Origin of the sequence: Nocardiopsis halotolerans DSM 44410 (genome assembly GCF_000341065.1) — a bacterium.
Taxonomy (GTDB): Bacteria; Actinomycetota; Actinomycetes; order Streptosporangiales; family Streptosporangiaceae; genus Nocardiopsis; species Nocardiopsis halotolerans.
Window position 1 is genome coordinate 1 of record NZ_ANAX01000072.1, and the last position, 13,525, is coordinate 13,525.

Annotated in this window: 13 protein-coding genes and 2 CRISPR repeat arrays; of the genes, 7 read left to right on the forward strand and 6 right to left on the reverse strand. The window is 66.3% G+C overall.

Annotated features, from left to right (window positions below; all coding sequences use genetic code 11):
* The 4 genes from D455_RS35130 to D455_RS0105820 all read right to left on the reverse strand — a co-directional run.
* Nucleotides 1–73: type I-E CRISPR-associated protein Cas7/Cse4/CasC (locus tag D455_RS35130; RefSeq protein WP_241480181.1), on the reverse strand; the 73-nt coding region annotated here is incomplete at its 3' end.
* A 152-nt stretch (nucleotides 74–225) separates the two neighbouring features.
* The gene (gene casB, locus D455_RS0105810) at nucleotides 226–873 is read right to left on the reverse strand and encodes a type I-E CRISPR-associated protein Cse2/CasB (RefSeq protein ID WP_017569816.1); all 648 of its coding nucleotides are present in this window, start codon (nucleotides 871–873) and stop codon (nucleotides 226–228) included.
* A complete protein-coding gene (gene casA, locus D455_RS0105815) occupies nucleotides 870–2,588 on the reverse strand; it encodes a type I-E CRISPR-associated protein Cse1/CasA (RefSeq protein ID WP_017569817.1) in 1,719 nt (572 codons plus the stop codon). The genes casB and casA overlap by 4 nt, the downstream gene beginning before the upstream one ends.
* On the reverse strand, nucleotides 2,578–5,493 hold the full coding sequence (locus tag D455_RS0105820; RefSeq protein ID WP_017569818.1) for a CRISPR-associated helicase/endonuclease Cas3: 2,916 nt from the start codon (nucleotides 5,491–5,493) through the stop codon (nucleotides 2,578–2,580). The genes casA and D455_RS0105820 overlap by 11 nt, the downstream gene beginning before the upstream one ends.
* A gap of 321 nt (nucleotides 5,494–5,814) precedes the next feature.
* Between D455_RS0105820 and D455_RS29375 the strand changes: the two genes are divergently transcribed.
* A complete protein-coding gene (locus D455_RS29375; RefSeq protein ID WP_040684518.1) occupies nucleotides 5,815–6,018 on the forward strand; it encodes a hypothetical protein in 204 nt (67 codons plus the stop codon).
* Between the two features lie 92 nt (nucleotides 6,019–6,110).
* Nucleotides 6,111–6,811: a CRISPR direct-repeat array (repeat unit 29 nt; unit sequence GGGACCATCCCCGCGTGCGCGGGGAGCAC).
* A gap of 236 nt (nucleotides 6,812–7,047) precedes the next feature.
* Here D455_RS29375 and D455_RS0105830 read toward each other — a convergent pair.
* Nucleotides 7,048–7,569, reverse strand: a complete 522-nt coding sequence (locus D455_RS0105830; RefSeq protein ID WP_241480179.1) for an ASCH domain-containing protein — start codon at nucleotides 7,567–7,569, stop codon at nucleotides 7,048–7,050.
* A 212-nt stretch (nucleotides 7,570–7,781) separates the two neighbouring features.
* Between D455_RS0105830 and D455_RS0105835 the strand changes: the two genes are divergently transcribed.
* From D455_RS0105835 to D455_RS0105850, 4 genes are all read left to right on the forward strand, one after another.
* A complete protein-coding gene (locus tag D455_RS0105835; protein WP_017569821.1) occupies nucleotides 7,782–7,988 on the forward strand; it encodes a hypothetical protein in 207 nt (68 codons plus the stop codon).
* Nucleotides 7,985–8,539 (forward strand): DUF6879 family protein, encoded by a 555-nt coding sequence (locus D455_RS0105840; RefSeq protein WP_017569822.1) that lies wholly within the window; start codon nucleotides 7,985–7,987, stop codon nucleotides 8,537–8,539. The genes D455_RS0105835 and D455_RS0105840 overlap by 4 nt, the downstream gene beginning before the upstream one ends.
* Nucleotides 8,540–9,382, forward strand: a complete 843-nt coding sequence (locus D455_RS0105845) for a helix-turn-helix domain-containing protein (RefSeq protein WP_017569823.1) — start codon at nucleotides 8,540–8,542, stop codon at nucleotides 9,380–9,382.
* 251 nt (nucleotides 9,383–9,633) lie between these two features.
* Entirely contained in the window at nucleotides 9,634–10,818 is a 1,185-nt protein-coding gene (locus tag D455_RS0105850) for a methyltransferase domain-containing protein (protein ID WP_017569824.1), read from the forward strand.
* A gap of 3 nt (nucleotides 10,819–10,821) precedes the next feature.
* A CRISPR array of direct repeats spans nucleotides 10,822–11,399; the repeat unit is 29 nt; unit sequence GGGACCATCCCCGCGTGCGCGGGGAGCAC.
* A 100-nt stretch (nucleotides 11,400–11,499) separates the two neighbouring features.
* On the opposite strand, the gene D455_RS0105855 is transcribed toward D455_RS0105850, so the two are convergent.
* A complete protein-coding gene (locus D455_RS0105855) occupies nucleotides 11,500–12,153 on the reverse strand; it encodes a TetR/AcrR family transcriptional regulator (RefSeq protein WP_040684521.1) in 654 nt (217 codons plus the stop codon).
* 140 nt (nucleotides 12,154–12,293) lie between these two features.
* On the opposite strand from D455_RS0105855, the gene D455_RS0105860 reads away from it, so the two are divergent.
* On the forward strand, nucleotides 12,294–12,659 hold the full coding sequence (locus D455_RS0105860; RefSeq protein ID WP_017569826.1) for a VOC family protein: 366 nt from the start codon (nucleotides 12,294–12,296) through the stop codon (nucleotides 12,657–12,659).
* A 31-nt stretch (nucleotides 12,660–12,690) separates the two neighbouring features.
* Nucleotides 12,691–13,515: an alpha/beta fold hydrolase gene (locus D455_RS0105865; RefSeq protein WP_017569827.1), complete on the forward strand. Its 825-nt coding sequence runs from the start codon at nucleotides 12,691–12,693 to the stop codon at nucleotides 13,513–13,515.
* Nucleotides 13,516–13,525 lie beyond the last annotated feature (10 nt).

Below are 13,525 nucleotides of genomic sequence, written 5' to 3' on the forward strand. Positions count from 1 at the left end.
CGGTGTCGTCACGGTTAAGGTTGCTGGGCGGCACGGTCTGCAACACGTGCACGTCGAGAATGGTGCGGCTCATGGTGTGTCCTCGTCTGGTCGGTGCCCCGCTCACGGAGTTCAGGGGGCGCGGGGGCGCAGGTGCGTGTGGGACAGGGGCGGAAAGGCTGCTGGCAAGAGGTGGGCCGTCGAGGGCTCTACTACGGGGACCGTGGACCACTCACCCGAAAGAACTCATTCGGCGGGGTCGGTGTCTGTCTCGTCCGGCCCGTCAGTCTGGACCTCTTCACGTTGCCGGTACGCCTGGAAACTACGCCCCCAGGACCGGCGTACGCGCTCGGCACCAGCTCGGGTGCGGGCGTCGTAGAGCTGGTCGGCCAGCAGCCCGTAGTCCAGCTGAACGTCCTGCGTGCGCAGAAGCGTGACGATGCTCCTGATACGGTCCAGGCGGATCTCGGGGCTGTGGGCCGTCTGGGCCTGCACGAACCGTTTGCGTAGGGGTTCGTCGATGTCGCGGGGCGGCATAAGGCGGCGGACCGCTTCACCGAGTTCCCGTCCACGCCGGTGCATGCCCTTCTCACGTTTGGACTGCTGGTGCAGTGCGTAGAGCGTGAGCGCCTCGTGCACAGCGGACTCCGCGTCGGAGATGCGGGGGTGTTCGAGGGGAAACAGCTGATAGAAGCCATGGTCGATGGTCAGCCCGACCAGTTCCGGGACCGCTTCGACGGGTTTGCCAGCGCCCCGGCGCAACTTAGCCAGGGTCGCCACCGCGCCAGGAAGATCCTGGAGGTATCCGGCCTGGAGTTGGCGGACGCGTTCGTCCACCGTTGTACCCACCTCCCTGAGTTCGCGGGTGAACCCGGTGGTGGTCGCTGTGGTCACTGTGCTTCCTCCGTGCTGTGGTCGGAGTTGGTCAGGGGGAGCCGTTCTCGCAGTGCCCTGCGAAAACGCAGGTCGGCACTGGATGTGTTGAGCCAGAAGGCACCGTTCTTGGTATCGATGACCCTCCCTTCCCAAGCAGTCTCACTGGCGGACCCGATGAGTTCGTCACCGAGACGTGATATGACGTCTCGGACGGTGAACTGCCAGATCCGGCGCTGTTCGGTTGGGTACGTCGGGTCGTTGAGAAGAGCTTCCAGGGCCTCTTCTTCCTCCGCACGTCCGAGGCCGCACAACCACGTGCGAAAGGGTTCGTCAAGAGCTCCGAACCCGTGGTCGCGAGCGGTCGTGCGCGGTCCCTCACCATCGGCTCCCGCAGCGTCGGCCAGGGCGGTGGCCAAATCCCCCAGGGCGGTGACCGCATTCTCGGCGTCGGTGACGGCTCGGACGGCGGTCCGCGCCAGGTCCTGATTCTCCCTGTGCAGGATGACCACGGGCATCGCCACCGCGTCGTCGACGATCTCGTCGATGACGGACTGCTGTGTGCCGTAGACCGCACCCGCCAGACGGGCCCGGACGAGATGACCAGGCTTCAGGTATCGATCGACGGTAAGGCGAGCGACCCATTCCAGGATGCGGGGGCGCACCTGGTCAGCTGCCTCCTGGCGCTGATCGGCACCCCTGACCTCACCAGTGACCAGGGCACCCAGTCCTCGCCAGGCAGCACGGGCCGGGTCGTGCTCCCGAGGCAGGTAGACGATGGCCTCACGAAGCTTCTTCTCCTGTGCGGGGCTGCGCCGCCAAGCGGACATGGGTTCGCGCAGCTGCATGTTGCGCGGAGCGAGCGGATCTCCGTAGGCGAGCAGGACACCGTGCACGCCCTCCTCGTCGTGGTGCAGACGCAGGCGCCGACTCTGCCAGGTGTAGAGGTCGCGTAGCCCGTAGGGACGTGTGGCAGCCTGCGCCCCTTCCAGGGGTGCCGCAGTGGCGGGCGGGTGAACCCAGGCGGGCCGGTCCCGGTCCGGGTCGGTGTCCAAGTTGGCGGTGTCGAAGGCCACGAGGTTGAGCAGCAGCGTTTCGCGCAGGTTGTCGCCCTCCACGTACACTCCGCCGAGGTTGCCTGCCCAGCCCACGCCCTGCGGGTAGCCCTTGCCTCCCTTGACCCGGGGGTCGCCCTCGGCCCCGGACTTGATTCCGGAGGGGTCGTAGGCATGAGTGTGCACCAGCCAGCGAGCCGCCTCCGCGTATCCGAGGCTCTGGGCGCCGTGGGCTCGCATACTGAAGAATCGCGCTCCGTTGGGGACGTCTGCGACCATCCGGTCGAGCGCCGAGTGATCGCCCTTCTTGGTGTGCAGGTCCGCCACCTGAAGGAAGGGAGTACTCGGGTGAAGGAGGTCAAAGCGTTCCCTGTGGGCGTCGAGATAGGAGCGCAGAACGTCCAACGGTAGTTCGGCGTCCCACAGGTCACCCCAGTCCTCCACCTCCTGGGGACCGTCGAGTGCGTCGTGCAGAATCGCCAGAAGCAGGCGCAGAAGGGCGAAGTCCTGTGTGGGAACGTCACCGACCAGACGACGCACGTGTCTGGCCTGTTCGAAGATCTCGATCAGGGAGAGCTCCGTCTCGACGCCGTCGCCACGCAGAACCGGGATCCACGGGCTGCGGGTCAGATCGAAGCTGGGTGCGGACGTTGGTGCGGCGGTGAGTGCCTCACTCGTCACGAATGACCTCCAAGCCGTCGGATCGGGTGTAGTGGAGTTGGTGACCAGCCAGCTCGGCGCGGTCGTCCTCGTCCAGGAACAGGACTAGTTCCCCCGCGACCCAGTGGGCTTCCTTGGTCTGCCATGCCTCGACGAGGTCGTTCTCCAGATCCGTGATGGTGCGCTCGATCATGTCGCTGGAAAGGGTGAAATGGTAGGGCAGGCGCAGTCCGCTGGCTGCCAGAGCACGAACGGCTTTGGGAGCCGGAACCGACTCGGCGGGCAGGGGCAGACCACCGCGCTCTTCGGTCAGCCAGGGGATCGTGGTCAGCGTTCCGTCCGAGGTGCGTCTGGCAACGAGGACCTCCAGGCTCTCGCCGGTGTCTCGGACCTGAGCCTTACCCCGCTGGGTGTCCTCTGCCTCTCCGACCCCGGCGTCCACCCACCCGATAATCGCGCGGCCGTCGCGGGCAGCCGGGTCGAGGAGGAAGGTGCGAGCGTGGGTGGCCTTGTCGGCCTGGTAAGTCTCCTGTGCTTTGCGTGCATCAGACAGGGCCTGGTTCCAACTGGATGGTGCGCAACTGGCGTCGTCGGTGTCCTGCGTGTAGGCCGCCTGAACGAGCGGACTGATGTGGTCGGGTAACCGGAGGGTGCGTCCACTATCGGTGTCCGCTTCGAGATGGGGGAGGAGCACGGCAAGGGATCGCAGGAGCGGGTACTCGCCGTAGACGGTCCGCGAACCCCGTACCGGAAGGGGCGGTGTCTCGGCCCAGTCCACTCCGGTGATCAGACAGCGGGCGGTCCGAAGCCGGGACGGGCGGTCTCCCTGTTCCTCGCCCCGGGGGTGACGGTGCAGACGGCCCATGCGCTGGAGCACCAGGTCGACGGGGGCAAGGTCGGTAACGAGCAGGTCGAAGTCGACGTCCAGGGACTGTTCGACGACCTGACTGGCGACCACGATGTGTCGAGTGGGGCGCTTGCCCCTGAGTTCGGCAACCTTGGTGGGAGAACCGTACTGGCTCAGGAGCTGTTCGTCCCGGGTAGCACGGTCGAGGTCGAGGAAACGTGAGTGGGCGACGGTCACCACATCGTCGTCGAAGTGCTCGCGTAGGTGGGACGCGGTCTCGTGGACCCGGGCGACGGTGTTGCGGATGACCAGGGCACAGCCGCCCTCGGTGAGTTCCTGCTCCAAGCGATCGGTGAGAACGGCGAGGTCGTCGTCCAGGGACTCCAGGAGGACGTTCGTGGCTCGTCCGGAGGCGGCGGGAGCGTACAGGCGTGGGGCGAGGCCGGGCTCGGCGGTGGTGATCAGCGGATAGGCGTCCGTCTGAGCGATCTCCTCGTACGCCCGCACTTGTGTTCTCTTCCCCTCCCCCGTGTAGGCCTGGGCGAGTTCGCGCCTGCGTCCGGCCGGAAGGGTGGCGGACAGGACGATGACCGGCACTCCGTACCTTCCGAGCCAGGCCAGGGCTCGGTCTAGGTAGGTGTTCATATAGGCGTCGTAGGCGTGAGCCTCGTCGATGACGACGACCTTGCCCGCCAGCGCGAGGTGGCGCAGGGCCAGGTGCTTGCTCTTGAGGCTGGCGAAGAGCAACTGGTCGATGGTGCCGACCGAGAAGGAGGACAGCATGCCCTTCTTGCGCCCGCGCAGCCAACGGTGCGCGACCAGGGCCGTATCGCCGGACACGTCCTCGGAGTCTCGGTCGGTATCGGTGGCCAGACAAGGACCTCCACCGAGGTAACTCGCGAACTCCTTGTTGAGGTGGGACTTGGAGTGGGCGAGGAAAATCGAGGCGGCTTCCCCCGGCATGCCGGGAAGCCGGTGCAGCCACTGGGTGAAGCGGGAGAACATGGCGTTGCTGGTGGCCATGGTGGGCAGGGCGACGAAGCAGCCGCCCGCTCCGGTGCGGGCGGCGAGGATCTCGGCGGCTGCCAGGGCTGCCTCGGTCTTGCCCTCTCCCATGGGGGCTTCAATGGCCATCAGGCCAGGGCCGGTCATGGCGCGGGCGGCCTCGACGGCCTGTTCCTGCACCGGGCGAAGGACGGCGCCCTCAGGGAGTTCGAAGCGGGCCTTGAAGAGTTCGGCGGCCGTGCCCCAGGTCTCCTGGGGTTCCCATTGTTTGGGCAGGTCGAGAAGGCGCCAGGCCTCCTCCGTGCGTTCAGGATCGGTGCCGCGCTCGCCCGGGAAGTAGGGGAACAGTTCGGAATTGCTGGCGATCCAGTCAGCGGTGATGACCAGGGCGGTCAACAGGATCTGAACCGTCTGCGGAAGCTTGACGGTGCGCCAGTCCGCGAGGCGTTCGGCCGCGCCGGTGATCTGCGCGGCCGCGTTGAGAAGTTCATTCTGCACTCGTTCCCAGGTGTCCGCGCTGCCGGGGGTACGCAGGACTTCAGGGAGGTTGCTCAGAGCGGTGATCTCATCGTTGGTCGGCGGGATGCCGTGGTGACCTCCGGCGACAACCGCGAACTGGTTAGTGTCCCGTGGCTGCCAACCGTGGTGTTCAACCAGCCACTCCCCGAGAATGAGCTGTCCGGCCAAGCCGTGCGGGGCGCGTTTACGGTCGGCCATCTGCTTCTGGAGGGGCATGTCGAGCCCATGTGCGCGCATGTCATCCGCGAGGTGTTCGACCTGGCAGGCGAAGGCAGGGGTGGCCTTGCCAATGTCGTGTATGGCGGCGAGCCAGATGACCAGGCGGCGAGCATCGTCCTCGCCGTTGGGAAGGGCGTAACTGATGTGGTCACGCACCTGGGCGGGGAGCCACTCGCCCCAGAGCTTGGTCGCGACGGCGGCGCTGTCGGCCATGTGGCGCCATAGCGGTAGCCAGCCGTCGGAGTCGAAGTCGTGCTTGGCCCACGCTGCGCGGGCTGCTCGGGAGAGGTGGCCGGTCCAGGGCTGGGGGCGGCCCTTGCTTGTCATGGCCGACATTGAATCGGAGGCGGACGACCTTCCGCAGCCAAACGCCCATATCGAGTCTGGCCACATCTGGCCAACAGCTCCTGAGGTGTGCTGGTCCTCGAACTTCAAAGCCCGAGGACCAGCAGAAATCCCGGCATACGCTGGGAGCACTTGTCTGTCCGCACCTAGTGGGGACCATCCCCGCTCATGCGAGGAACACACGAAAGCATCCCACGGACGACGCTTCCACGGTACGCTCCACACAGGCCAACCAAATCAAAACAACCACTACGTGCGTACAAACTTTACAGACGAACTTCCTCAGTCCCAGAGAGCGAGCGCCAGGCATCCATGACCCCCCACAACACGAGCCACGAGGCCCCGAACAGCCGCGTCAAGGCCCGCACTGCCTTCATCTTTCTCCTTGCTCTGCTCGCTGGAGCCACCATCGGTGTCCTCCGCTGGATCGCTGGTGATCATCCAGCTGCTGCGCTTGCTCTGGCCCTCACTACCCTCGGCGGGGCATTCTTCGTCTTTGACAAGCTGATCGAGTGAAACTCAGACTTATCCCAGGCCGAGCCTCCAACCAGGACCATCCCCGCGTACGGAGAACACTACCGCCAGGCACTGACTCTCCGTATTGACGAGAGACCATCCCCGCGTGCACGGGGAGCACCGTTCTCGCCCGTCAAGGGACCCGGTTGCAAAGGGACCATCCCCGCGTGCGCGGGGAGCACCGGGGGCGCTTGGGCTTACCGGGCATGCGGACAGGGACCATCCCCGCGTGCGCGGGGAGCACGTCGGTGAGATCGTAGGCCGCCGACCGGTCGGGGGACCATCCCCGCGTGCGCGGGGAGCACTTCGTGCGCGCCTCGGCCGGGTTCCGGTCCGCGGGACCATCCCCGCGTGCGCGGGGAGCACGATTCGTACATCACCCAGTTCTCCCCGTCCATGGGACCATCCCCGCGTGCGCGGGGAGCACGCGGCGGCCCGGGTGGACTGCCCCTTCTCGTAGGGACCATCCCCGCGTGCGCGGGGAGCACTTCAGCGCCAAGATTCAGGCGGCCGTGGATGCGGGACCATCCCCGCGTGCGCGGGGAGCACCCGGGGTTCCACCGGGAGTTGTCACCCGTCCCGGGACCATCCCCGCGTGCGCGGGGAGCACGATGTGGAACTCACCCTCACCCAGTCCTTCCGGGGTCCATCCCCGCGTGCGCGGGGAGCACCTCTCGTAGATGGGGTTGATCTTGCCCGTCACCGGTCCATCCCCGCGTGCGCGGGGAGCACAGTCAATACATCACCCAGTTCTCCCCGTCCATGGGACCATCCCCGCGTGCGCGGGGAGCACGGTCAACGACCTGCGAACTTACCAGCGGCAAGCGTCCGTTTCTCCAACTTCCTGAGAAACAGACAAAACGGGCAGCGCATGTAGCCCACGGAAGACCATGGCCGCAGAGTATCGGCAGGAACGCACATTGCACCCTTGCCTACAGGGGATCTCCACGGCAGCCCCCTGAACCAAGTAATCTCAGCAAGGTCATCGAGTTGAGGTCATGCGGACCACAGCAGTGACGCAGTCAACCCTCAAGGGGGTGGGGCTACCAGTTCGATACCGATGGCAACCACGCCCAGGGCCTCGCGCTCGGGCGGGTAGATCTCCCGGATGTTACGGAGCTGGTCTTCCCGGGTCGCAGTCGGGTTCACAGAGGAAACCGGCTCGTGGTCGAACATGTCCTCGAAGTCGGTGTACCGGATCAGGCGGGTGATCCGTGTCAGAACCTCCTCGCCGCGACATTTGAAACGCAGGAGGTCCCCGACCTTGAGCCGCTTCCGGCTGCTGTCGTTGACCCGGATCTCCGTGGTCTTGGTTCCGGCCTTGATCAGGTCGAAGTAACGCTTGTAGATGCCCATCTCGTGTACCCGAGGGCGCTGGTCGAGGTCGGCGGGTCGGTTGGTCATGAGTCGTCCGAGTTCCTTGGCGGTGTCGAGCATCCACGGTTCCACGTCGGCGGGCAGCGCGTCCTTGCCGTGTTCGCGCAGCAGCGACTTGGACAGCTTCGCTCCAGTGTGGGCGAGCACCTGCGGGGTGAAGATTCTCAACGGCATCTGGTACCCGGGGTGCCGATCGCTTCGAGTGCGCCGTCGACGAGCTGGCGGTCGAACGCTCAGTCATCGCCCTTGAGCATCACGTGCAGGGTGTCGGTGTCCCCGCCCAGGACTGGCCGCTTTCGGACACTTTCAGGAGTTGCCCGGACGCAGTAGGTGGTCAAGTATGGAGCTGTCATGAATATCCGTGACTAGTCGAGAGACTTGATGCCATGCGTCTGGAGTTCCTGGGCACCGACAGCCGAGACGGCGACTGCCCGACCTTGTACCGGACCGACCGGGGAACCATCGTGGTTCAGGGATACAGGGTGACCGACCCCGAAGCCCTCGCTGATCTGCGTGACCTGGCCGAGAACGAAACCGTGGTGGAGATCCCCGAGAAGCTCCTCCGCTTCGCCGACAAGGAGCCCTCTCCGTGACCAGGACCCTCACCAGGGACGAGTTCGCCCGGCAGTTCCGGGAGTTCGAGCACACCACCTGGAAACTGGAGGTCCGCGACCGATACGACGTCTCCTCCGAGCGGGAGGAGTTCGAGTACTGGCTTCGCACGGGCGACCTCTCCCTCGAAAAGGAACACGCGCGAACCTCCGCCTGGCATCGGAACGTCCGTGACGCTCGTGCGGCCGGAAAGCTCTGGCAGCGGGTTCGCGTGGTCAGTGAGCCACTGAGCGACTACATCCGCTGGGAGCACGCCGCCACCCGGTTCAACCTGGAGGCCGGTGAGGACATCCGCTGGCTCCCCCGCCACCACCCAGCGGTCGAGAAGCTCCCCCCACGCGACTTCTGGCTCTTCGACAGCCGGTGGGTGTGCATCCTGCACTTCGACGAAAACGACTCTCCCCACAGGTACGAGGTCATCGACGATCCAGCGACGATCGCCCAGTACTGCCAGTGGCGTGACATCGCCTGGCACTACGCGATTCCCCACGGCGAGTACGCCCCTGAGGCACCGAAGCGGTTGACTGTGTAGGTGTCATACTCCCTCGAACGCGCCCGGCACGAGATCGGGCGAAGCCTCCGAGAGTTGCGAACCGGTGCGGGCCTGACCGGTTCGCAGCTGGCCGTGCTGCTGGGCTGGAGCCAGCCGAAGATCTCCCGCATGGAAACCGGCCGTCAGACCCCCACCAGCAGGGACGTTCAGACGTGGGCGGAAGCCTGTGGCCGGGAGGACAGCGCCGGGGAGATCATCAATCGACTCCGTGTCCTGGAATCGATGTACGTCGAATGGCGGGTCCAGGAGCGCACAGGCATGCAGGGCCCGCAGGTCGACGTAGGAGCCAGGGACGCAGAAGCTAAGAGCCGTCGCGTATACGAATGCAGTGTCATACCTGGAATCCTTCAGACGGAACCCTACATCCGAGAGGTAATCACCCGATACGCGAATTTCCGTGGCGCTTCCGTCGGCGTGGAGGAGGCCGTCCGCAAACGCCTCGAACGCCAGGACCTGCTCTACGACAAGCGCAGGAAGTTCCGTTTCCTCATCACGGAGGCCGTACTCCACACTCGCTACACCGGCCGCGATGCGATGGTGGACCAGTTGGACCGGCTCACGGCGGTTTCTTCCCTGTCCAACGTGTCGCTGGGGATCATTCCGTTCGACCAACGTGTGCTGTTCGACCCAGGGCATGGTTTCTGGATCCACGACGATCGTCTCGTCACCGTCGAGACCCTGTCAGCGGAGCTGCGCCTCACCCACCCCACCGAGGTGGAGCAGTACACCCGAGCCTTCGACCTGTGCGCACGAGGCGCCAGATACGGGCGCGACGCGCGCGCCCTCCTCGTCCGCGCGATCGACTCGCTGACGGAGGATTAGGAATCCACATTCACCCTTATTCACCCGAACGCTGCGGTGGAATGTGTTTGTTGAATAGACGTACATACCACTTCCCACCACGGAGAACACTTCCTAGTCTCATCCCGGAAACAACGGAAAGGGTGTGCGCTCATGGCCGCATGTTCGGGATGCGACGGCGCGAAGTACGTCTTCGTCGGTGGCGATGGTTCGGGTCCGTGGTCGGACAAGGAAATGATTCCCTGCCCCGACTGCAACGGAACGGGGCAGGCATGAAGGACGGGATCGAGACGCTCGGGACACGGCGGACACGTCTCGCCGCGAGTTTGGAGACCGACGTACGCATCCGTGAAGTGTTCGCCAAGGTCCCCCGACACCTGTTCATTCCGGACCAGGTATGGCCAGGGTTGGTCGGTCCCTCGCTGGACCGGAACACGGATCCGGAGGGCTGGGCCGATCAGGTCTATACCGACGCTCCCGTCATCACCCAGGTCAACGAGGGCTGTGACGGGCCTGCGAACGTCCCCACGTCATCCTCGTCCGCGCCTTCGGTGATGGCGACGATGCTGGAGGCCGCCGGGGTGAAGCCGGGGCACCGCGTGCTGGAGATCGGCACCGGAACCGGCTTCAACACGGCTCTGCTGTGTGAACTCGTGGGTACGCAAGGACAGGTCGTCACCATCGAGGTGGACCCCTCCGTGTTGAAGAGAGCCCGCCGCGCCCTGGAGGCGGCCGGTTACGCGCCGGCGACCTTTCTCAGCGACGGCGTTGACGGCCACCCGTCCGGGGCTCCGTTCGACTCCGTCATCGCAACCTGTGCCTTGGTACGGGTACCAGCGGAGTGGATGAGGCAGACACGCCCCGGCGGAGTCATCGTGACCCCGTGGGCTCCCGGGGTCACACTTCCAGGCGGAATGATGGCCCAACTGGTCGTGGGTGCAGGCGCGAACCTGGCACAGGGGCGGTTTGTTGGTAACGCCGACTTCATGAGCCTGCGCGACCAGAGGGGCCGAAGGGGTGCACCGCCTGACCATGACGCGATCGCCGATCGGACCTGGACCCTGACTGGAGACGCACGCGACCTGGTGTTGGACGGCGCCGGTCCGCAACTGGCCTTGATGAATCCCGGTACCGCCATGGGTTTCCAGCCCCTCCCCGGTAAGGAGCGGAGCTGTGTGTGGCTTTCGGCCGTGGACTCCCCTTCGTGGGCACGGCTGTACGCGGACGGGCGTGTCGAGCAGGGCGGCCCGGATCGACTCGGTGAGCGGATCATCACCGCCCGAGAATGGTGGCGGGCTCAGGGGAGTCCCGACCTGACCGAGTACGGGCTCACTGTCGACATCACCGGCGAGCACCGGGTGTGGCTGCGAGACCCCTCAGGCCCAAGTTGGGTCCATGTCCGAACCGAACGTGGAAGTTTGGGCGAGGAGAAGGCAAAAGGCTCCGCACGTCCTTAACGAGAAACCATCCCCGCGTGCGCGGGGAGCACGCGACCTGCCCGGCCTGCTTGGAGCCGAAGCCGGGACCATCCCCGCGTGCGCGGGGAGCACCCCCACACGATGCGGAGCATGAAGTCGACCGTGGGACCATCCCCGCGTGCGCGGGGAGCACTGGCGCTTCCCGCGCCAGAAGAACACCATCTGTGGACCATCCCCGCGTGCGCGGGGAGCACCTTGACTCGCTCATGTTCGGGGAGCCCCCGGCGGGACCATCCCCGCGTGCGCGGGGAGCACCTGGCCGTGTGGGAGCAGGAGGGGCGCTGGGAGGGACCATCCCCGCGTGCGCGGGGAGCACCTCGCGCGGCTCCTCGGGGTCACGTCCTGGTGGGGACCATCCCCGCGTGCGCGGGGAGCACCTTCGTGTCGCGCTCCCACTCGCGCCAGACCCGGGACCATCCCCGCGTGCGCGGGGAGCACCTTGACTCGCTCATGTTCGGGGAGCCCCCGGCGGGACCATCCCCGCGTGCGCGGGGAGCACCTTGACTCGCTCATGTTCGGGGAGCCCCCGGCGGGACCATCCCCGCGTGCGCGGGGAGCACCGTCAACGACCTGCGAACTTACCAGCGGCAAGCGTCCGTTTCTCCAACTTCCTGAGAAACAGACACCAGCACCACAGACCCCAAACACCCCATAAACCCTCTAACCACCCTCAACTCCGTACGCCGCCAGGAACACCCTCACACCTTCATCCGCGTGCGCGCACAACTCCTCGACGCTCGGAATCGCCTCGTCTCCCAGCAACATAGCCCGGTTCACCGGTTCCGACATCACCAACCAGTTGAAGTGCGACGCCGCCCGCAGGGGATCCTCCAGCGAGAGCAGACCCCGGTCGGCAAGCCGGGCGAAGCTCTCGGCCAGTGCGGAAATCGCCCTCTGCGGCCCGCACTCGTACAGCACCCGCGCCAGTTCGGGGAACCGCGCGACCTCACCGATGACCATCCGCCTCAACTGCATCAACCGGGGCGTGAGCACCACCGTGAGCTGGCGACACGCGTAGTTCCGCAGGTACGCCGCCACCTCTTCGGCACGTTCCGGCTCGGGCGCCTCGCTGTGCACGGCGTCCCCCGCACCGGAGGTCATGCTGGTGACGATCTCGACGAACAGCCCCTCCTTGCTCCCGAAGTGCTTGTAGATCGTCTGCTTGGAAACCCCCGAGATCGCGGCGATCTCGTCCATGTTCGTCCCGAGGTAGCCACCTTTGAGGAAGACCTCCTCCGCCGCGCCCAGGATGGCCCGGCGCTTGCGGGCCGAACGGCTCAACCCCTCCTCCTCTGGCGGCTTCACTCTGCTCATCACCCTCGTGTGGTCGTCGATCCGAGATCTTTTTGCCCCGATTGACCCATTGGTACTGTACGGTCTAGTTTTGAAGCAAATGCGGTACTAGACGGTCCAGTTCGGCAGGAGCCGGGCAGCGCCAGGAGGAACGGAAATCCATGTACGTCAAGTTCGCCGAACTCCCCGTGTTCGACCAGGAGCGGGCCAAGGCCTTCTACACCGACGCGCTCGGCTGCCAGGTGGCCGCGGACGCCCCCATGGGCGACGACGGGTGGCGGTGGATCGAGCTCAGCCTCCCCGGCGCGACGACCAGGCTGCACTTCAACCGGCGCCCCGACGAGAAGCCGTCCACCGAGCCCGTCATGGTGCTGGTGGTCGAGAACGTCGGGACCACCGTCGAGGCCCTGCGGGCCAGGGGCGTCGAGATCACCACGGAACCGCAGGAGGCCCCCTGGCAGCCGGGGACCACGGTCGCCGAGTTCCGTGACAGCGAGGGCAACCACATGGTCCTCAGCGACGGCTGAACACAGAGCACGCAAGGCAGGAGGCGACACCATGCCGCACCACCCGCCCGAGGCAAACACCCTGAAGGTCCCGGGAGCCAGGATCCACTACGAGGTCCGCGGCACGGGCCCGCTCCTGCTGATGATCCCCGGCGGCCCGCAGGACGCGGGGGTCTTCGACGGAATCGCCGATCGCCTGGCCGACCACTACACGACCGTGGCCTACGACCCCCGGGGCAACTCGCGCAGCCCCCTGGACGGCGAACCCGAGGAGCAGCGGGTGGACGTGCACAGCGACGACGCCGCGCGCCTGGTCTCCGAGGTGGGCATCCCCGCCTACGTGTTCGGCAACAGCGCGGGCGCCCACGTCGGGCTCGACCTGGTGGCACGCCACCCCACGCTGGTCCGGGAACTCGTCGCCCACGAGCCGCCGTGCCTGACGCTGCTCGACGACCCCTCCGAGATGATGTCCCGCGGCAAGGACGTCCACGACACCTACCGCAGCGAGGGCGTTGACGCGGCGATGGACAAGTTCCTGGAGCTGAACGGCCTGGACCTCGACGCGGAGGGCAACCCGATGCACGAGGACGCGGAGACGTTCGAACGCGTCAGCGGGAACTTCGCCTACTTCCTCGCCCACGGGCTGATGCCCCTGTCCCTGTACGAGCCCGACGTGGACGCCGTGCGCACGAGCGGGGTCCCGGTGACGGTGGGTCTGGGGGAGGAGAACGCGGGCAAGCCCATCCACGACATGGGCCTCGCCCTCGCGCTGCGGCTCGACACGGACCCGGTCGCCTTCCCGGGCGACCACCTGGGTTTCGGCTCCCATCCCGACGCCTTCGCGGACACCCTGCACCGCTCGCTGGACGAACACTGAGCGGCGCGCG